General features: G+C 40.7%; 17 protein-coding genes. 3 read left to right on the top strand and 14 right to left on the bottom strand.

Translation table 11 applies throughout. The features are described from left to right. Positions 1–2: 2 nt before the first annotated feature. The 8 genes from EO116_RS05790 to EO116_RS05755 form a co-directional block, all read right to left on the bottom strand. Positions 3–1637, bottom strand: coding sequence for an L-lactate permease (locus EO116_RS05790; RefSeq protein WP_062403562.1), 1635 nt, complete (start codon positions 1635–1637; stop codon positions 3–5). Positions 1638–1853: 216 nt separating this feature from the next. Beyond that, positions 1854–2975, bottom strand: coding sequence for an Ldh family oxidoreductase (locus EO116_RS05785; protein ID WP_127161029.1), 1122 nt, complete (start codon positions 2973–2975; stop codon positions 1854–1856). Between the two features lie 414 nt (positions 2976–3389). Next, the gene (locus EO116_RS05780) at positions 3390–4553 is read right to left on the bottom strand and encodes a M48 family metalloprotease (RefSeq protein ID WP_164726084.1); all 1164 of its coding nucleotides are present in this window, start codon (positions 4551–4553) and stop codon (positions 3390–3392) included. 14 nt (positions 4554–4567) lie between these two features. After that, positions 4568–5920, bottom strand: coding sequence for a replicative DNA helicase (gene dnaB / locus EO116_RS05775; protein WP_127069107.1), 1353 nt, complete (start codon positions 5918–5920; stop codon positions 4568–4570). A gap of 66 nt (positions 5921–5986) precedes the next feature. Continuing rightward, entirely contained in the window at positions 5987–6433 is a 447-nt protein-coding gene (rplI, locus tag EO116_RS05770) for a 50S ribosomal protein L9 (protein WP_127069106.1), read from the bottom strand. Further along, positions 6430–8454 (bottom strand): DHH family phosphoesterase, encoded by a 2025-nt coding sequence (locus tag EO116_RS05765; protein ID WP_127161027.1) that lies wholly within the window; start codon positions 8452–8454, stop codon positions 6430–6432. Before EO116_RS05765 ends, rplI begins: the two co-directional genes overlap by 4 nt. 16 nt (positions 8455–8470) lie before the next feature. After that, complete coding sequence (locus EO116_RS05760) at positions 8471–9418, bottom strand: YybS family protein (protein WP_127161026.1); 948 nt, start codon at positions 9416–9418, stop codon at positions 8471–8473. A 103-nt stretch (positions 9419–9521) separates the two neighbouring features. After that, the gene (locus EO116_RS05755; RefSeq protein WP_127161025.1) at positions 9522–11441 is read right to left on the bottom strand and encodes a ribonuclease J; all 1920 of its coding nucleotides are present in this window, start codon (positions 11439–11441) and stop codon (positions 9522–9524) included. A gap of 428 nt (positions 11442–11869) precedes the next feature. On the opposite strand from EO116_RS05755, the gene EO116_RS05750 reads away from it, so the two are divergent. Genes EO116_RS05750 through bioF form a run of 3 tightly spaced genes read left to right on the top strand, consistent with a single transcriptional unit; the run spans position 11870 to position 14279 of the window. Then, positions 11870–12364 carry a hypothetical protein gene (locus EO116_RS05750; RefSeq protein ID WP_009353210.1) on the top strand — a complete coding sequence of 165 codons (495 nt, stop codon included), beginning with the start codon at positions 11870–11872 and terminating at the stop codon, positions 12362–12364. Positions 12365–12370: 6 nt separating this feature from the next. Then, complete coding sequence (locus EO116_RS05745; RefSeq protein ID WP_127161024.1) at positions 12371–13126, top strand: 6-carboxyhexanoate--CoA ligase; 756 nt, start codon at positions 12371–12373, stop codon at positions 13124–13126. Then, on the top strand, positions 13119–14279 hold the full coding sequence (gene bioF / locus EO116_RS05740) for an 8-amino-7-oxononanoate synthase (RefSeq protein WP_127161023.1): 1161 nt from the start codon (positions 13119–13121) through the stop codon (positions 14277–14279). The genes EO116_RS05745 and bioF overlap by 8 nt, the downstream gene beginning before the upstream one ends. 260 nt (positions 14280–14539) lie before the next feature. Here the strand turns inward: bioF and EO116_RS05735 are convergent, their stop codons facing one another. From EO116_RS05735 to speC, 6 genes are all read right to left on the bottom strand, one after another. After that, entirely contained in the window at positions 14540–14728 is a 189-nt protein-coding gene (locus tag EO116_RS05735) for a hypothetical protein (RefSeq protein WP_127161022.1), read from the bottom strand. A gap of 35 nt (positions 14729–14763) precedes the next feature. Further along, positions 14764–15462 carry a uracil-DNA glycosylase gene (locus EO116_RS05730; RefSeq protein WP_127161021.1) on the bottom strand — a complete coding sequence of 233 codons (699 nt, stop codon included), beginning with the start codon at positions 15460–15462 and terminating at the stop codon, positions 14764–14766. A 10-nt stretch (positions 15463–15472) separates the two neighbouring features. Then, positions 15473–17074: a glycosyltransferase family 39 protein gene (locus EO116_RS05725; protein ID WP_127161020.1), complete on the bottom strand. Its 1602-nt coding sequence runs from the start codon at positions 17072–17074 to the stop codon at positions 15473–15475. A 10-nt stretch (positions 17075–17084) separates the two neighbouring features. Next, positions 17085–17654, bottom strand: a complete 570-nt coding sequence (locus EO116_RS05720) for a DedA family protein (RefSeq protein WP_370447268.1) — start codon at positions 17652–17654, stop codon at positions 17085–17087. A gap of 54 nt (positions 17655–17708) precedes the next feature. Then, a complete protein-coding gene (locus EO116_RS05715; protein ID WP_127161018.1) occupies positions 17709–18659 on the bottom strand; it encodes a cation diffusion facilitator family transporter in 951 nt (316 codons plus the stop codon). Positions 18660–18889: 230 nt separating this feature from the next. Continuing rightward, positions 18890–21076 carry an ornithine decarboxylase gene (speC, locus tag EO116_RS05710; protein WP_127161017.1) on the bottom strand — a complete coding sequence of 729 codons (2187 nt, stop codon included), beginning with the start codon at positions 21074–21076 and terminating at the stop codon, positions 18890–18892. Positions 21077–21116: the final 40 nt, after the last annotated feature.

The following is a 21116-nucleotide window of genomic DNA, read 5'->3' as shown; positions in this document are numbered from 1 at the left end:
AATTAGTGCTTAACCATTGTTAAGATACCTTCCAATTGTGGGAAGAATTCTTGACCGAAGTAAGCAAAAATACCAGAAATAACTAAGTATAACAAGAAGTATTTAGCTACATGAACCATGATAGAACTTGCATCGATGGAATGACGTAATTGGTCAGCTTTTTGTGCATCGATTTTGTGTTCTTCGATGAATGTGTTAAGAGCAGGACCTACGGCACCGATGGCAATCGCAATACTTTGTGGGGAGAACATTTTACCAACACCAGCGGAACCAGAGTTAGTTGCTGCCAACCACAATGCTAATGTATCATGACCAGGTGTCAATTGATGAGCCGCTGCTGTTTGCAATGGTCCGAACAATACGTTCGCATTTGTACCAGAACCTGTCAAGAAGGCACCCAATGCACCAATTACAGGAGCAAATGCAGGGTACATACTACCGGTAGCAGCTACTAATGCATTCGCAATCATGCCAGTCATACCAGAGTATGTCATCAATTTTGCAGTTACTACTACAGAAATGATTGTTACATACGTTAATTTCAAAGTTTTGAAAGTATTAGTTAATACTTGTTTTTGAGTTCCAAGACCTGCTTTTTGGATAAAACCACCAATTAAAGCGGAAATGAAAATCATGATACCAGGAGTCGCAATCCAAACGAATGTGTAAGGTTTTGCATTTACACCAGCATGGATAGGTACAGATGTTTTAAATACCATCAAAGCATTATATACAGCTGGCACCAATTTAGATGTACCAATTAACAAGATGAAAATCAAAATGAATGGAGATGCTGCAATTAAACCTTCTTTAGCAGATACTGTACGTGCAGCGCCAGTTTCAACTTTGTATTCTGGATCATTAACAGGCATTAATTTTGCGATAGCAATGATGACACCCATGATTACAATAGAAGAACCCATAACGGCTAACTCAGGACCACCTGCATACATGCTAATCAATAATTCAGGAATCGCCAATGCTAAACCAGCTAATAAAGTTTGTACAAATACACCTTTAATTGCTTTCACACCGCCCGCAATGATGCCTACGATGAAGAATGGAGTAATTACGTTTAAGAAGAATAATTGCACTGCAATGAATGTACCCAATTCAGCTGGTTGTAGACCAGTCAAGGATGCCAATGTTGTTGTTGGAATCGCAATAGAGCCAAATGTAGTTGGTACGGAGTTTGCTACTAAACAAGCCAAGATGGATTTCAATGGATCAAATCCTACTGCTACCATCATCGCTGCTGGAATCGCAACGGCTGTACCGAAACCTGCCATACCTTCCATGAAAGCACCAAAGCCCCATGCTAACAATACGGCTAAGATACGCATATCACTAGTTACGGAAGATAACATAACTTTAATAGTTTCCATAGCTTTTGTATGAACTACTAATTGATATGTAAAAATTGCTGCTGTAATAACCAAAAGAATTGGCCAAACTGCAAGAGCTACACCTTCCATAGCTCCTGTGTACATAATATATGCATTTTCTCCATAGTAGAATACAGCTAAAATATATGTACCAATTGCTGCTGCCAAACATGCTTTCCATGCAGGCATTTTTAATACTGCCAATGCTACGATAAGCCATAGGATCGGCAAGACTGCTAAAAATATATCCATATTAACAATCCCTTTCTATAGTGTGAATCACTGTAATTCAATTCTAGCATACGCACAGTGTGATATAAACAAAAAGAGAGGAAATCCACAGATTCCCTCTCTCATATGTTCAAAGATGTTGACTGTTACCAGTCTCTAAGAAGTATTCCTTAGGGATACAAAACTACTGATTCTGCATCGATAAAGATTTGTAATTGTCAGCTATTGAACTGCAAATTAGTAGTTGGAAGCAACTGCTTTAGGTGGTTCATAGTCGCCGAAGTATTTTTTAGGATCCAATTTCAACAAGTTACATACGTCGAACAATTCTGCCACAGTTTTGTCGATAACTGGCACACCTTCTTTACGGCAAACTTCGATAGCTTCTGCTTCTTTTTCACCATGAGTATAGATGCGTTCAGCACCTTCAGCTTTAGGAGCTTCACGAAGTTCTTGTAAGAATGTGGAGAAGTGTTTTTTAACTTCTTCTGGGTTACCAAAGATTGCTGGGTTAATAGCCATGAAACCATGACAAATATTGGAACGGCCACCAGTCATACATTTATTGGATGTACCACCTTGAGAGAAGATAGATGCGAAGATTTCGCAAAGCATACCGTAACCATAACCTTTGTGGGAACCTAATTGTTCAGTGTTGCCACCTAAAGGCATGATACCGCCACCAACGTGGTCGGAGATGTTGCCCAATACTTCTGCAGCATTTTGAGATGCTTTACCGTCTTTATTTAATGCCCAACCGTTAGGCAATTCTTTGCCTAATTTATTGTACATTTCTAATTTACCACGAGTTACTACTGTTGTAGAAGCGTCGAAGAAGAAGTTGTATGGTTCAGCTGGCATTGCGAAAGCGATTGGGTTGGAACCAAGCATTGCTTTACGAGCAAATGTAGGAACCATGATTGCTTCAGAGTTAGTGCAAGAGAAACCAATTAAGCCTTCTTTTAAAGCAAGATCAGCATAGTAACCAGCGATACCATAGTGGTTAGAGTTACGAGCGGATACGATACCAATACCAGATTCTTTAGCTTTTTTAATTGCTAATTCCATAGCGAAATGACCAACTAATTGACCCATTGCATCATGGCCTTCAACAACTGCGGACACTGGAGTTTCGAATACTACTTCTGGTTTTGCTTTAATGTCGATAAGACCTTTTTCAATACCTTTGTGGTAACGAACTACACGTTGCATACCATGGGATTGGATACCGTACATGTCGGACATCATCAATACGTCTTTAATGATGCTAGCTTCTTCAGGACTGAAGCCAAATCCTTCAAATGCGTCTTGACAGAATGCGTTAAGTTTTTCTTCTTGGATGTAAACAAAATTTCCCATCGTTAAAACCTCTTTCCCTAACTAAAAAATATGTGTGACATCGCCTGTACTCCTCTATAGGTGGTCACGACTCTTGATACGTAAATTATAGCACACATGTACACCACATGGAATAGAAATCCCCTATTTATCAGCATTTTAACCTTATCATATATGCATAGTTAAGAGATAAATTAATTGTTTTTATTAATATTTTTCTTAAAAAGTAGCTATTTCAGAGGGTAAACCAATCATTACTTTTAGTTATACCTCATCTTCCTTCTTCATCATAACTTCATTTTCCTATGCTTCTATATCGAATTCCATAAAAGAATATCTATATTTATCGTCCTTCTCTATCGATATCCATCGATAATGCGGAGATGTTGTATAGTCTACTATAACGGTTAGTTGTATGTATCCTTATTATTTTCACTATTTTGATTCTTTTTTATCCTTTTTATCTTTTTTGTCTTTTTTGTCTTTTTTATCTTTTTTGTCTTTCTTATTATTATCTGCTTTTTTATCTGCTACAACACCTGACTCATCACTAATAGCTGCATTCATTTGTTTTGCTATTTCAAAGGCCGCATCATAGGTTGGCATAGTCACGATATTAGTCGTTCCAATCGCTACGGTAGATCCATCTACACGAGCACCGCCAATGGCATGATCGTGATACAATCTAGCCAATTTACCAGCCACTAAGTAAGCTCGCATTGGCGCTGTATAATTACCTTTTGCCGTGCCTTCATAGACAGGCTTACCATTGATAAATACTGTTTGTTGTTCTACTTTCACATGATTTTCAGAGTACGCGTTTAAGCGTTGCAAATTGTCCAATACCCGTTGCGATGTTTTTGGATGGTCGTTAGGATTTAAAATTTTACCAAATCCCTCACGGTAGGTGTCGCCATATTTATTTTTGATAACTTCCATGGCAAGGGCGGCACCACCTACATTATATGAAGAATCTGCTAAGATGCTAAAACCTAGTTCATCAGCATGTTTCTCTTGAGACATAGTGAACACTTGACTATCTAAATATTTTCCAGTCAGTCCCGCTGCAATTTGACCTAAATCTCCAGAGTTAAACGTAGCTGCCCCAATTACTGTAGACAAAATACTGCTTTTCTTAGCTCCATTCACTAGATCTTTGTGCTCTCCATGACTCAATTCATGACCAATAACATAGGCCAGCGCATCATCATCTAGTAAATCCATAGCCCCTTTGTTAATAGACATAACACGTCCAAAGGTCATGAAGGCATTGAAATCTTCATCTGGGTTAACGTACACCACATAACTGCGTTTCACATGAGGTGATTTTGAAAGTTCATCCACAATACGCTTCGCCCGCATTTGATAAGCATAATTATCATACACACCTGTACGGTCTTTTGTTTTTTCCAGCATCTCTTGTTGACCTTGCTCTGTATTGTCTAGATCACTCAAATGTTGATGCACAGAAATACCTCCTAATACACTTTTACCAAGAGTCTCCCACAATCCATGAGCTTCTACTGTAAGTATTCCTGTAGATGCAATCCCCATAGTTAACACTGCTGCACACAGCATACGTTTCCAAGTCTGTTTCATTGTCGCTCCTCTCATTACATACCAGGATCATCTTCGCGATATGCCAAATCTCTAAATCTCGTGTATGCCCCTTCAAACCACAATTTTACAATTCCTAACTCACCATTACGATGCTTACGGATAATAACTTGTGTTTCTACACCATCACTAGTATCTTCTGTATCTTGATAGTTTTCACGGTTCAAGAAAGCAACGATATCCGCATCTTGTTCTAGAGAGCCAGATTCACGCAAATCACTTAACATCGGCGTTTTATCGGCTCGGCTTTCCACACCACGACTTAACTGCGACAAGGCAATCAACGGTACATTAAATTCTCGAGCCATAATTTTTAATTGTCGAGAAATCGCCGATACCTCTTGTTGACGATTATCCGCCATTTTTTTACCGCCATTTTCCATGAGCTGAATATAGTCCACTACTACAAGGCCTAGTTCCCCATGTTCTTGAATTAAACGGCGCAACTTTTTCTTCATTAATTGCGGCGTCAAACCTGAAGTATCATCAATATATAAAGGTGCTTCTGCTAAATCATTCAAAGCATTAATGGCTTTTCCCCAGTCTTCTTGGCTAAGCTGACCGTTCCGGATACGACCGGAGTTAATTCCAGCTACCGCTGCCAACACACGGGCTACCAGTTGTGTCTTAGACATTTCTAGGGAGAAAAAGGCTACATTTTTCTTTGATTTCATCGCTACATTTTGAGCAATGTTCAAGGTAAATGCTGTTTTACCCATAGAAGGACGAGCAGCTACTAAAATTAAATCCGATTTTTGTAAGCCACTGGTCAAGTTATCTAAATCCTTAAACCCTGTTGATACGCCCGTCAATATCCCTTTATGTCGTTGTAGTTCATTGATGCGATCAATGGTTTCATAGACTACGTCCCGCATAGCACTAAAAGAAGACTCTCCTTTGGTGGTACCACTCACATCGAGAACCATTTGTTCTGCTCGATTAACGATATCTTCCGTCTCTTCTTCTTCTCGATAAGCCATGGATTCCACTGCATTTGCCACATGGATTAATTTACGCAAATGAGCTTTATCTCTTACAATTTTTGCATGATCTTCTACGTTGTACGCATCTACAATATCTGTGGTCAAATTCGTAAGGTACAGAATCCCCCCTACAGCCTCTAACTTCTGAGACTTTTTCAACTCTTCCGATAATAACACATAGTCTGCACGTTGATTTTTCCCTACAATGCTTACGAGCGCTTCATAAATGACACGATGATTATCGCTATAGAAATCTTCTGCTTTTACAATAGAGCTGACTGCATCAAAGGCATCTTTATTAAGCAAAATCGCTCCTAGTACGGCTCGTTCTGCCTCTATACTGTGCGGTGGTATCCTTCCTGACATACTATTCTCCCAATTCACAACTACATATATCTATACCAAAAAAGAGGGGCCTAGCCCCTCTTTCTATTAACCTGCAACTACTTCTACAGTAATCTTAGCTGTAATTTCTGGATGCACTCGAACTAACACTTCATGAGTACCCAATGTTTTGATTGGCTCTTTTAAGTCAATTTTCTTTTTATCCACATCAACTTTTACTTGCGCTTGCAATGCATCAGAAATATCTTTACCTGTTACAGAACCGAATACACGACCACCATCACCCATTTTTACTGGGATTGTAACAGATACTTTCGACAATTGGCTAGCCAATACAGTAGCTTCATCAGAGTCCACTTGTTTTTTATGTGCTTGAGCACCTAATTTTTGTTTTGCATTGTTTAAGTTTTGTGGTGTCCCCTCAAGACCTACGCCTTTTTTAATCAATACATTACGGCCATAAGCTTCAGACACTTCTACGATTTCACCACGTTTACCAACTTTTTTAACATCTTCTAATAAAATTACTTTCATGATAATTCCTCCTTAACTTCTTTTTGTAATTCTGTCATATGGGATACGGCCACTTCAGTCACCCATTGGCGTGCCTCTTTCATAGACATATTGTAAATTTGAGCACCCGCCACGGTACGATGACCTCCGCCACCAACAGCTTCCATAATTAATTGTACATTTAACTTGCCTTGTGACCTAGCACTGACTCCAATGCCACCATCTGGCAATACATAAAATACAAAACTAGCTTCAATACCCTCTAGCGTAATTAATTTATCACCTGTTTGAGCTGCTATCACTGTTGCATTCTTCGCATCTTGCGGTGCCTCTGTGAAAGCCATATTTTCTATTTCTTCTGCAGAAGCTAGCATAGCAGAACGTATACGCATACCTTCAAAACTATCCATAAATAAGTGTCGTACTAAGGATACATCTGCTCCTGATCGGCGCAAGAAAGAGGCTGCTTCAAAGGTACGTGCCCCTGTTTGAACCACAAAGTTTTTTGTATCTACTACAATACCTGCATATAAACCACTAGCTTCAATATGCTTAATCTCTACATGTTCTGGGAAATATTGAATTAACTCTGTTACCAGTTCACTAGTAGATGACGTAGAAGGCTCTAAATACGTTAATAATGGCGATTCAATAAAATCTGAGCCCCGTCTATGATGGTCGATGACAACACGGCGATTTGCTTTTTTCAGCGCTGATGGAGCGGCTACCATTTCAGACCGATGCACATCGGTCACGATGACCACAGTATTATCTGTTACAAACTGAGCTGCTTCTTCTTCATCAATAATTAGACCTTGAAAATCTGGATGTTCTACCAGTACTTCTACTAATTTACGAACTGCTGTAGGATGTGAACTCAAGGCAATATGCACTGGTTTATTAAGGGCTCTTGCCATCGCTGCTACGCCTACAGAAGCACCAATACTATCATAATCTTCTCGATCATGACCCATCACAAGCACGCGATCAGAATCCAACATGATTTCATGCAATGCATGAGATACGACCCTAGCACGAACACGTGTATTCTTTTCATTCCCTGATGACTTCCCACCAAAGAATTTTACTTCCTCACCATGATATACACAAACTTGGTCACCGCCACGCCCTAAAGCGATTTCTAAGGCTGATTTTGCCTTTTCCCCTTGTACTTTTACAGTATCTTCTGTTAAAGCAATGCCCATACTGATAGTTGGAGGAATATGTTTCGATGTAGTTAAGGCCCGAATTTTATCTAATATGCTAAACTTCGACTCCATCATCTGCAACATAGCGGCTTTACTAATACTAAAGGTATACGTATCTTCTGTAGCATTTCGTATAAATCCGTCATGCTTGTCAATTTCCGTCACAATCAAGCGATTCATATCAGACCATAATTGCGTATATTCAATATCACTCAAACCAGAACGCAAATCTTCAATATTATCCATAGCAATAAAACCAAGAGCTGGCAGCATAGAAATCGCTTTTTGTTTCTCCACTTCGATATCTGTTATGTCATCGAAATAAAATGCCATATACGATTCTAGTTCATCGCTATTAACATCGGAATAATTAGACTTCGGAGCTACCAACGTTTTGTATAATACACGGTAATATTTACCATCAATTTCTTCGTGAAAGAATCCCGACTTGCCCCAATATTTATCAATCCGCAAGGTAGGAATAAATCCACTTAATTTTATTGTTTTATCGGAATCACTAGGTAACCAATCTCTAAATACGCTATTACTCCAGCAGATCACATTGTGTTCATCAATGATAACAATCCCTACGGGTAAATTTTGTAATGCAAAGGTCGATGCCTGTGTAATCCCTTTTGCCATACAGTCAAATTGAGCTTTTCTAAGATGTCGTCCTCGGCGAATGGTTCGTCCCACATATAAATAGGCAGCGATCACCACGATACAAGCCAACATAGCTAGTTGCCAATTTAAATAGAAAATAATACCTAATAAGATAATAATGAGAACGGCAGCAGTCATTTCAATAGAACTGTATTCAGTTTGTATATCCATACTACCTCCTCTAGGTTTACTCACTTCGTCTGCCCCATCGTTTCTCTATGTGCAAGAATACATCTAAGGCTCCTAATATCGCAGCAGATTGTGACATCACAACAAATATAGCTAGCACAATCCACGGCACAATCTTCGGCGGATTGTAACTTTTACTAATACGCCAAACACAAGATATACCTCGTATAAATAGCATTATACCACCTAAGTACATCAAATTATAGCCTGCGTATTCAAGGAGTGGAATATATTGTTTCACAAAATAGGAAATGACCCCCACTAAAAAGATATGCAAGGCCCAGTCTGGTACACGCCACCCTTTGATGGTAGGCATTTCAGGAACATGATAGGTACCGATACGACTGAGCACAAGATAGGTAAGACGATTAATAATATACGAAATCGCTACGCCAGAGCAAAACAGTCCTGCAATCAATACTTTTTTCATGATTTCAATTTGATCTTGCAAGGCTGCCATCGCTGTTGTCACTTGCTCCTCTGAAAGCCCTTGCTGTACATACATATCTTGCATGGATACTGTAATTTGTTCTTCCAAAGAGGACCACATATCTGTAGGGCTTACTTGCATCACCAAAGCGGATGCCCAAAACTGAACCACTACTGCTAGCATTAATACCACAGCAGGAATCATCAACAGTTTAGAAATAGACCAGTGCTTGCGCAATCCATAGCCGATTAAAATACCAATCACACCAAAGACTCCACCTTCGACTATGGCCGTCAATGGTCCCAATAAAAAGGCAATGGCAATGACTGCGGATACAACAGATAATAAACTCCACCGAAAGCCATGGCGTACACCTACGATAGCAATCGTCATAGGCACAAAAATAGATCCAAAAAATCCAAGCATAGGTACACTGAGACCTATCATGGCAAAGACAATCATCAATGCCGTTAAGATACCAGACTCTACGACAGACTTTGTACTTGTTTGATTCATATACTAACTCCACACTATGTCTCCCTCAAGGGTCGACATCGTTCTATGCCAATACAATAAATAGACATATGACTTTCGTCATATGCCTATTATAGCACAATCCTTATACGTCTTGAATGATTGGTAGAATCATTGGACGACGGCGTGTTTTTTCATAGAAGAATTTACCTAATGTGTCACGCACCACTGTTTTGATAGTTGTCCAATCTTTGATGTGGTCCATTTCACATTTTTCTACTGCTGCGTCCACACGACGTTGTGCTTCGCTTAACAATTCTTCTGCATCACGAACATACACAAAGCCACGAGATAACATATCTGGTCCCGCTACGATCGTACCAGAAGCACGGTCCATTGCCATCACAACGACCACCATACCTTCTTGCGCTAATTGTTGACGATCACGGATAACGATATTGCCTACATCGCCTACACCTAAACCATCTACAAAGACTTTACCAGCTGGTACACGACCTGCTAAACGACCTGTACGAGTAGTAAACTCAAAAATTTGTCCATTATCGCCTACCAAGACATTGCTAGGTTTTACAATCCCCATGGACACAGCCAGCTCACCATGTTTTTTCAACATGCGGTATTCCCCATGAACTGGGATAAAGAATTTAGGTCGTACTAGGTTCAACATAGTTTTTAAATCTTCTTGGCTACCATGACCAGATACATGGATACCACGATCCTTGCCGTATACTACATGAGCACCTTGGCGCAATAAGTTATCGATGGTACGTCCTACAGCCGCTTCGTTACCTGGAATTGGTGTAGCAGAGATAATAACAGTATCATTTGGCGTAATCTCTACGGTACGATGATTGTTCGTAGACATACGAGATAGACCTGCCATTGGTTCCCCTTGAGACCCCGTTGTTAAGATCATAATTTCATCAGCGCGATAGCGATTCATTTCATCATCACCGATGATAGTTCCTTCTGGTACTGTTAAGTAGCCACGCTCTTGAGCGATTTCTGTCACATTTACCATGGAACGACCTAATACCACTACTTTACGTTTTGTGGCTACCGCTGCATCAATAGCTTGTTGCAATCGAGACACATTAGATGCAAAAGTAGCTAAAATAACACGACCCGTAGCTTCTGCGACAGCACGCATAATCGCGGGGCCTACAGAACTTTCAGATGGAGTAAACCCTGGTTTTTCCACATTTGTGGAGTCGGACATAAGCGCCAATACGCCTTTGTTACCAAGTTCTGCAAATTTGTGAACGTCCATCAATTTCCCATCTACAGGAGTTTGATCCACTTTGAAGTCCCCAGTATGTACCACAGTACCTACTGGAGTTTCTAAGAAAATGGCACATGCATCTGGAATGGAATGGTTCGTTTGGATAAAGCCCACTTTAAAGCATCCAATTTTAAATTCATCACCAGCTTTTACAACTTGTAATTTTTTAGCTTTTACGTGATGTTCTTTTAATTTGCCTTCGATCAATCCACATACTAAGTTTGTAGCATACACAGGTACGTTCACTTCTTTTAATAAGTACGCCAAGGACCCAATGTGGTCTTCGTGACCATGAGTAATCACTACGGCACGTACTTTATCTTTATGCTCGATTAAATAACTCATGTCAGGGATTACAATATCCACCCCTAACATATCATTTTCTGGGAATGCTAAGCCCGCATCCAACACGACAATATCATCGCCATATTGGAAGATGGTCATATTTTTACCGATCTCACCTAGACCACCTAATGGAATGATTTGCAATTTATCTTTTCGTACATGTGGACGTGCTGTCTGTTCATGTTTTTCTACTGTTGTATTTGTTCGTTGTGGTCTACGTGGGCCACGATTGGATTGACGACGTTCGCCATTGTCACCTTGTGGACGTGGACGGTTTGGACGTTCTCCATCCGCTTTCACAGTAGCACGACGATTTTGACCCGTTGTGCGACGTGTGCGTGTCGTCGGACGTGGTCGTTGTTGCGCAGCTTCACCTGTTGGTGTAGCTACCGTTGTTCTTTCTTCTTGTATATTCAAAATTTCCTCCTACAGGACTATAGTCGTACTGTCTATACATACTACCATAGTCCAAGACTATATAATCCCATCCTCAGATGGTTAAGCATGTATCGGCATGTAAGCACAAATAAGTATCTATTTCTGTTCGTATTCATACAGTAAAACACTGTGAGAAACCTTTCTCACTATCTATGTCACATTCTTCTACACAGCAAAGCATATACCCTCTATACATACTTCTACTGTGAAACATTTGGGAACCCATAAGGTTCATAAGCCGATCAAAATAATTACTTTTATTATACTATAGAAAATCCAACCTAAGCAACTGAGGTCCCTCATGATGTGTCACAAAAATTTGCAATTGAATATTGCACTAAATGCAATTGCGTCTTATAATGTAAACGAAGTAAGGTTTTTGAAAGTTTACAATAGGAGGTCGCAAAATGAAAAATGTAAGTATTCACACAATTGCAGAGATCGGTATCTTAACAGCGATGATGACAATTTTGGGAGGTATCAAGATTCCCAACTTAATTCCCGGTGTAGAATTCCAATTGTCTGCCCCTTTGGCGGTAGCCATTTGTGCTGCCTTCGGGTTCCGCAAATACATCATCTGCGGTTGTCTTTCTAGCTTGATTGGTCTTGTATTGGGCACCCAAAACTTATTAAACGTTGCCATTGCCATGCAGTTCCGCCTCATTGTAGGGCTCATCTTATGGATTGGCAAAAATCGCATGTGGTCCATTCTTATCTCTGGCCCTATTGCGTCTGCTATCGCCCGTATCACCATTGGTTTGTCCTTTGGCAAAATGGTCATTCCTATGCTTGTGATGGCAGTCCCTGGAATGATTTTCACAGTCATTGTAAGTCCTATCTTCTACAGCATCTTACACCGACTACCTCGTTTGGCTACGACTTTGAAAGTAAAACAAGGTTAGTCACTCATGGTCTACAGCATTCGTATGCGCGCTGCTAAGGGAGGCCCTCATGAACAAGGAGGTTCTCATATTTCTGGAGCGGAACGTCTCGTCTCTTTAGAATCCTTATCACGCATTTCAGAAGAATTTTTACAACGAGCATTGCAACACAGCAAAGGTCGTCCAGATTTTATCAATTTACAAATTGATGAGATTCCTGATGACTCCATCATGAAAGTCCCTGCTCTCATGGTGGCTACTACAGAATCAGAAACAATCGAGGAATCTCATCAGGTAGCTACCCAACTATTACAACAAGCGCAGATTCACGAACAGGCGATTCAAAAGGCTTTTACCAAACTCAATCAAAACACAGAGTCTGTAAGCGGCGCGTGGCTCGTTAACGCTATCACTGGTGAAGTATATCCTCAAACAGTGCGCGTGTCCCGTATGGATGCAGAAAGCGATGCTGATATACATCGACATTTACAGCACTTCGGATGTTCCTCTGTCCATTCTAGGGAGGCTCTCATCTTGGCTAGCAAGGTCTTGGCGTCTCCCTTTGTGCTAGGTGAACTATGTTGGTCTGACGATCCAGATTATACAACGGGTTATGTGTCTTACGGCACTACCTACCATCGATTGAGCCCTATGAAAGTCTATGGTAGTCCCATTGGTGGTCGTGCCTTCTTCATCACCGAAGAGGCACCTATAGAAACATTACTACAATATTTTACATCCACCCCTACTTGGGTCACAACGAAAGGGATTCACCATGTTTAATCGATATGCCAAAGCCTTAACTCTACGTCAAGAGGAATCACAATTTCGTTCTCCTCGTACGTATACACCTATCGATGCGACTCATGTTATGTATGAAGATTCCACCTATCTAATGATGGCATCGAATAATTACTTAGGCTTAACCCACCATCCGCACGTGAAGGATCGTTCCTTACAAGCTATTCAACAATATGGTACTGGCTCTGGTGGTGCTCGTCTTACGTCTGGTTCTTTTCCTTTATTTCAAGAATTAGAAGCCCGTCTTGCACAGTGGAAAGAATGTGAAAAAGCACTCACCTTCACAGCTGGGTTTATGGCAAATCTCGGAACTATATCAGCTCTTGTTAATAAAGGGGACATCATTTTTAGCGATGAGCTTAACCATGCTAGCCTGATCGATGGATGTCGCCTCAGTGGCGCAAAAATACAAGTCTACCCCCACAAAGATGTACACGCCCTTGAGCCATTACTAGCTGAGTCTATGCACTATGGTATGCGCTTCATCATTACCGACGGGGTGTTCAGCATGGATGGGGATATAGCCCCCTTACCAAAACTACTAGAGCTAGCTGAGCGCTACGATGCTCTTCTCATTGTGGATGATGCCCATGCTACTGGCGTCATTGGTGAGGGACGTGGCACAGCACATCACTTTCACTGTGAAAGTCCACGTATCATCACCACTGGCACTATGAGTAAAGCCTTAGGGTCCATCGGTGGATACGTCTGCGGTAGCCAAACCATCATCGACTATATCATCAACCATAGTCGCCCTTTCATCTTTGCTACCGCCTTATCTCCAGCTGACATTGGTGCTAGCCTTGGCGCCCTAGAAGTATTGGCACAGGAACCAAGGGTCTATCAAAACCTGCGGAGCAATACAGAATACATGCACCAAGCCTTGCAATCACTAGGAATCCCTAGCAGCGATGAAACACCGATTTTCCCCATCATCATTGGATCCAACGAAGACACATTAGAAGCCAGTCGCCTATGTGAACAAGAAGGCATTATCCTGAGTGCCATTCGTCCACCTACCGTACCTATCAACACAGGACGATTACGCTTAACCGTCACCGCTTCGCACACAGAAGCAGAATTACAAAAGGTCATCCAAGTATTGCAAAGACTACCAATACAAAAGACCTTATAACAAAGCTTCCTCTAAATTCCTATATAAAAATCCTACCATCATTATCGATAGTAGGATTTTTGTATTACCTATTAACTTCACAAATTGTCCGAAAATAGCCATGGGACTCATTAAAAACATCAGCATAGACCGTTTTTAAAATAGGCAGATTTTCAATTCCCATAAATACCGCAAAAGTCGTAGTACCCAAAAATATTCATTGAAAATGCACATTGATAACTAACTTCCACAAAAACCACCGCCAAGAAAAGCCGTAGTGCTTACTGAAAACCATCAGCATAGACCGTTTTTAAAGCAGTCAGATTTTCAATCCCCATAAACACCGTAAGAAAAGCCGTAGTGCTTACTGAAAACTTTCGCGTAGGGCAGTTTTCAGAAGCGCTGCGGCTTTTCGTCTTTTTAGAAGTGCCACGGCTTTTCGCTTTTTCAGAAGCGCCACGGCTTTTCACTTTTCAGAAACGCTACGGCTTTTCACCTTTTCGCTCTATAAAGTTTTACAAAACTCCCGGAATTGCTGTTTATACAACCCCGCTCCTCCATTCGCTGGATGGCGCAAGGTTGCTTGTACATCTATACCATACTCACTGAGTGTAAGACTTGCTTTTTGACCCACTCCAAGGATCTGTGCCTTAGGGAACAAATCTAAGAGCTGTTTCGTATAGGTCCACCCTAAGTCTAATTCTTGCTTTGTAGGTGTCCGATTTGTCAAACCATCTGTGCCCTTATAGGGATGAAAAGGAAAGATATTCCACAACACCACTTCATAAGGATCGATATTAGCTTCTAGCATAGCATTCCAAACCACAGAATCAGTGGGCTCATTGAAGCCCTTTTCTTTTTGTGTCGGTTTTATAATATACTCGCTCTTTGGATTACTAGTTCGTTTCGGCTCCAATCCAGTAAACACCATAGAGGGTCCTACTGTAGGGTGATGCCCTAAAAGCATTCTTTCACAAGTCATAGCAATCCCTGTAAACCGTCCTCCTTGATAGCCCACCGCTTCTGCAATGATAAGAATTTTGGCGCGTTCTAATCGCTGCTCCAAATAAGTTTGCAACTGTTTTCTCCGAATAGAGCTCGCCCGCTGATTCGTATCATAGCGTTCATCAAAATCATTCCAAGGATTATACACATGAGGACTAGAAAATCCTTTTAATTGTCGCATCAATCGTTCTACTGACATAGACACCTCTCTATTTGGAATGCAATAGCACTACTTTATCACTGCTTTTATCACGTTCTAAGTATTGACCTACTGAAGATTCCTCTAATTCTTTACCATATTTTTTATTGGTAATTATGAGCATCCGTTCTCCTGATTGCAAGCGTTTAAATAACTCTTCTTCCTCAATTTGAGGCATCACATTCTTACCGTTCCACTTTTCACTGCGCTGTACATTATACTTCGCCAATCGTTCTGGACTAGGCTCCACACGCAGTGGGGTAATATCTAAATAATACGGTACAGATGCTGCATATTCTCCATAATAATAGACTGGTCCATGAAAGCTGCGTATCTGTTCATGATAGGTCACAGAAGAACGCAAGCCCAAGAATGGTACCAACCCTTCCATAAGCACAATACCGAGTACTACCAAGGTACCCATCCCCGCTGTGAAAGGCATCATCAATCGTTTCCGATACCAATAACATCCACCTAGGAATAAGGTAAGGACTACGATAACAGCTCGAAGAATCCACCAAAAGCCCCAAGGTGCAAAGAATGTTCCAATCCCAAGAGCCCACCATAACACTAAAGTCGGTCCTAATAGCCACCACCAAGCACGGTGACTGGCATCTTTCAAAGAAATCACCCCATAAGCCCCTAATAGACTAAAAGGAATGACGGAAATAAAGGCATAGGTCGGATATTTTGTGGCCATAACCGTATAAAACAAAATCGTTCCCCAGCCCATAATCATCGTATATAAATAAGCATCAGCTCTAGTTTTCCATCCCCGATACATACCATATAGAATGGCCCCCGTCCAAGGGAGAGATCCTCCTAGAAAAATAGGTAGATAGTACCACCAATGATTCACCTCTGGATGTTCAGATTGAGTTGCTCTCGTGACATTATGAAGCCCTAAAAACCCATTGATAAATTCCATGCCGTGAGTATGGTACATATATCCATACCAAGGCAAAATAATTGCTAAAAATACGAGGATACCTTGCCATGGAAATAAAGCTTTCACCAATGGTAAAGAACGTTTAACACCTGCATACACAAGGAATAACAATCCCGGCAATACGATACCTACAGGGCCCTTCGTTAATACTGCGATCCCTGCAAATCCATAAGCTACTGCTATATGCCAAGGATTCTTAACTAATAGTCCACGATAGGCATAATAGAATGTGCCTACCGTAGCAAATAGGAGTACCATGTCTGTGATAATCCCATGAGCAATGGTCCACACGATAAGAGAGGTACCTAGTATAAATGCAGATAGCAAAGATCCCACTCGTTGTCCTGTTAAGGTGCGCACACCTTGGTAGACCATAGCCACTGACAAAGCTCCAAAAAGAGCTGATGGAAACCGCGCTGCAAAGTCTGTTATGCCGAATACGGAATAGGACAAACTCAATAACCAATAAATCATAATCGGTTTATCGAACCAATAGTGCCCGTAAATTTGTGGAGACAACCAATCTCCAGACAAGACCATCTCTTTTGCAGTTAAGGCGTAATTCGACTCTACTGGGTCCGACACTGGTAATAGATGGTTTCCTAGTACATAAACTCCTAAGAAAAAGAGAAATACTACATAGGTTACACGATGTAATTTCATAAGCATCTCCCTATTGTTTACGATGTTTCCAATATTTCAAACCATATACTACAGCTAACACTACAAATACTACAATCATAGCAATTAATAGTTCATGATTATACTCAATTAAGTCTTTCCAATGTTCTCCTAATTTCATACCTAGCCAAACTAGCAAGATAGTCCAAGGGATTGTGCCCAAAGTAGTCCAAATCACAAAGGGGGTCATCGGATATTTAGCCACTCCTGCAGGGAAGGAAATAAATGTACGCACCCCTGGTAATAAACGGCCAATAAACACAGCGGCACCACCATAGCGATTGAACAATTTTTCTGCAGCACCAAATTTATCTTCATTAAATAAGATATATTTCCCATATTTCATCAATACAGGTCTGCCACCATATTCCCCTAGCCAATAGGATACTACAGAACCCACAATGCCCGCTACAACACCTACAATAATAGCCGTATTCAAATCAAATACGCCTTGAAATACTAAATACCCTGCGAACCCTAAAATAATTTCACTAGGAATTGGAATGTTCGCATTTTCTAGCACCATACAAATAAACATGGCTGCATACCCATAGGTCTCCATGATGGTCAATACATAATCCACTGTTGTCTCCTCATCGGAAGATAGTTATTAATCTCAATCTTCATCTTCTTCGTCTAATAAATAATCTTTTGCCATCCACTTTTTCGTTGCTGTAAATGTAATCGTCACCCATTTCTCTGCTGGGTCACCACCAATGGCAAGGTCAATTTCATTGCGAATTTCATCTAATTCCACAATGGTTTGTTTTGGGAAATTCTTAGGAATTAAAATATCAATTTCAATCATTTTCACATTCCCATAGGCTTGTACACTAGTGACATAATCTTTAAATTTATACTTTTCCATGAAAGAATCCATAATAAATTGGATTCGATTATGTAATTTCAAAGGTGCCACACCCATAATTTGTTTCACCGATGGGATAATAATTTTTAAAGCAGACGGCATCATTTGTAAGGATAAAATAATGAGCACAATAGGATCCACGTAGACCGCCCATTCTGCATAGCCAAAATGTTCTAACCCAAAAGCCACTAAAAAGCTAATTAAAATCCCAGCTTCTAACATAGCATCGATGGACCAACTAATATTATCGAATTTCACCAAATTAGATTGCAATTTTTTATTGATTTGGTGCACATAGAAATAATAGCACGTATCAGCAATGGTAAAAATTGTAGCATAGATGATAGCGGGTCCCACATGAACAGCACGACCGCCACCCAATAAATCCGTCAGTCCCGATAAAAAGGCGTAACTTACGATCAGCAAGGTAAAACTACCTTCTGCAATCAACACTAAGGGTTCAAACTGCCAATAGCCAAACTGAAATCGCTTACTCGTTTCATTTGATACTAATCGGGATGTGATGATCATCATCACTTTAATAATCACGGCAATAAAGGACACGACCCCATCTAACAAGATGGCACTAGATCCGCTAAAGACCCCCATCATAGTGCCCCCTATAGCCACAAATGACATGAGTATGGCCGATTGAATTAACAACCGTTGCTCTACTGCATGTTTATCTTGTATTAACATATACACTCCTATTTAATCTAGTGAGCTTTTCGCTCAAGTTTCCTATACCTATGTAAGAATATTTGTATCTATAACTACTTTATAGCCTATAGGCATTCTGTACGGTCTACACGCTATGAAATAGTTTTATGCATTCATATACAAGTATATATAAAAACGGTGTATCATACAAGTACGATACACCATTTCTATTCATTGTGAGTACAAATTTATATATAGAATCCTCTATACTATCGCGATTCATAGGACTCTTGTAACACATAGGCAAAGGCTTTTTTAGTGCCATCCTCTTGCTCTTGCAAGTACACCCCTTGAATTTCTGGGGCAAAGCCAGGCAATCGATTAATCCCTTCTTCTAAGGCTAAGAAATAATCTCGTGCCGTCTCTGACCAGCGCTCACCTGGCTGTACACAGAGCACTCCTGGTGGATATGGCAAGGCTCCTTCTAACGCCATACGCCCCACTGCCTCAGACACAGGCACTAACTCGCCATGGCCTCGAACAAAATCAAAGTTCGCTTCTTGCGGTGATTTTACATAATCAGGAAAACACTCTTGTAAAAATAATTTCCGTTGTAAATCACTCACATTACGATCTTTATAAAAATCATGCATTTCTTGGCAAAGTTGACGAATTGTATATCCATCGTAGACCTTCCAATGTCGATGACTCACATAAGGTAATACCTCTTCCAATGGCGCATCTCTATCGATGAGAGCTTCAAACTCTACTAAGTGGGATACTAGTTTCTCCATCTTTTCCTTTGTTTCCGCTGGTGTCATTAAAAATAATATGGTATTTAAATCGCATTTCTCTGGGATGATATGGCGATCTCGCAAGTAATGCGCCAAAATCGTAGCCGGTATACCAAAAGATTCATAGGCTCCTGTTTCTACATCAATACCAGGTGTAATCAATTGAAACTTACAAGGGTCAATGAAGTATTGGTTCTCTCCATAGCCTTGGAAGGAGTGCCATTTTCCATTCGGTTCAAACCGGAAGTAGGATAGGTCCTCTGCCATGCGTTCCGTATCACCATCTTCCCAACATTGACCATGCACCATAGGTGGCACTAGTGGTCGTATATACTGACATCGTGTTAGCACTGATTTACGAGCCTCAATGACCACTTTCACACACTCTTTCCACAGAAATTGACCACCTAATCCTTCATGCATTTTAGCATTCACATCTAAGGATGCAAACAAGGGATAAAAGGGAGATGTAGAGGCATGCATCATAAAGGCATTGTTCATCCGTTTATGGTTTACATACCGCGCTTGTCCTTTAATGTGTCTGTCTTTTTTATGCACCTGAGAGGCTTGCGAAAAGCCAGCTTGTTGCTTATGTACTGATTGCGTCACGAGAATACCCGGATCATTAGGTCCTAATTCTAATAATAAAGGACTGCAATCTTTCATCATAGGAATAAATTGTTCGTACCCTACCCAAGCAGAATCAAACAAAATATAATCACAAAGATGTCCAATCCGATTGACCACCTGTCGTGCATTATATATCGTTCCATCATAGGTGCCGAGCTGAATCACAGCCAACCGAATAGGCCGTTCTTCCTTTGCTTTCTCTGGGTCTCTTTGCGCCACTAACTGACGGATATAGCTTTCTTCAAAGCAATGGTCTAGAATCCCCCCGATGGATCCAAATGGATTTCGTGCCGTTTCCAAGTACACTGGTGTTGCACCCGCTTGCACTAAAGCACCATGAGAAATAGACTTATGGTTATTTCTATCATAGAGCACCACATCTCCTGGTGCTAACAAGGCATTGAGAACCATTTTATTGGCGGAAGAAGTACCATTTAATACAAAATAAGTTTTGTCTGCATTGAATACCTCTGCTGCATGCTGTTGTGCATCACAAGCAGGACCTTCATGAATGAGCAAATCTCCTAACTTCACATCTGCATTACATAAATCACTGGTAAATACGTTTTGCCCATAAAAATTATAGAACGCACGACCTGCTGGATGTTGCTTAAAGAAGTCACCCCCTTGATGTCCGGGACAATCAAATTGAAGATTGCCATTAGTAGAGTACATAGCTAGGGTTCTAAAGAATGGTGGCAACACGGCATATTCATAGCGTATGGCCGCACTCTCAACATCCTCTGCCATTCTAAGTTCATCTAGTGTATGTGCCGTATATATCCTCATGTTAGGCAAATAATCACCAGCCTTAAGGAGAGCATCTCCATCCTTTGTAATCACAAAAAGCGGAATGGAAAAGGCTTGTACCTGTGGATGATGAACCATGTCCTTCACATAAGCATCACTGACCACAATGGCCGACACTTCTGTAAAGTCTGCTGTAACTACATCCACCATGGGATATGTTATATACTCTTGCAGGAGTTCTGCCACATCCTGAGAGAGCGCTAGGGATAATCGTTTAATCATGGAATCTCCTTACTTTCAAATACACATAGAATTTGCAACA

The organism is Veillonella sp. VA137 (assembly GCF_003992015.1).
Taxonomy (GTDB): Bacteria; Bacillota; Negativicutes; order Veillonellales; family Veillonellaceae; genus F0422.
This window is presented reverse-complemented; position numbering and strand designations above follow the sequence as displayed.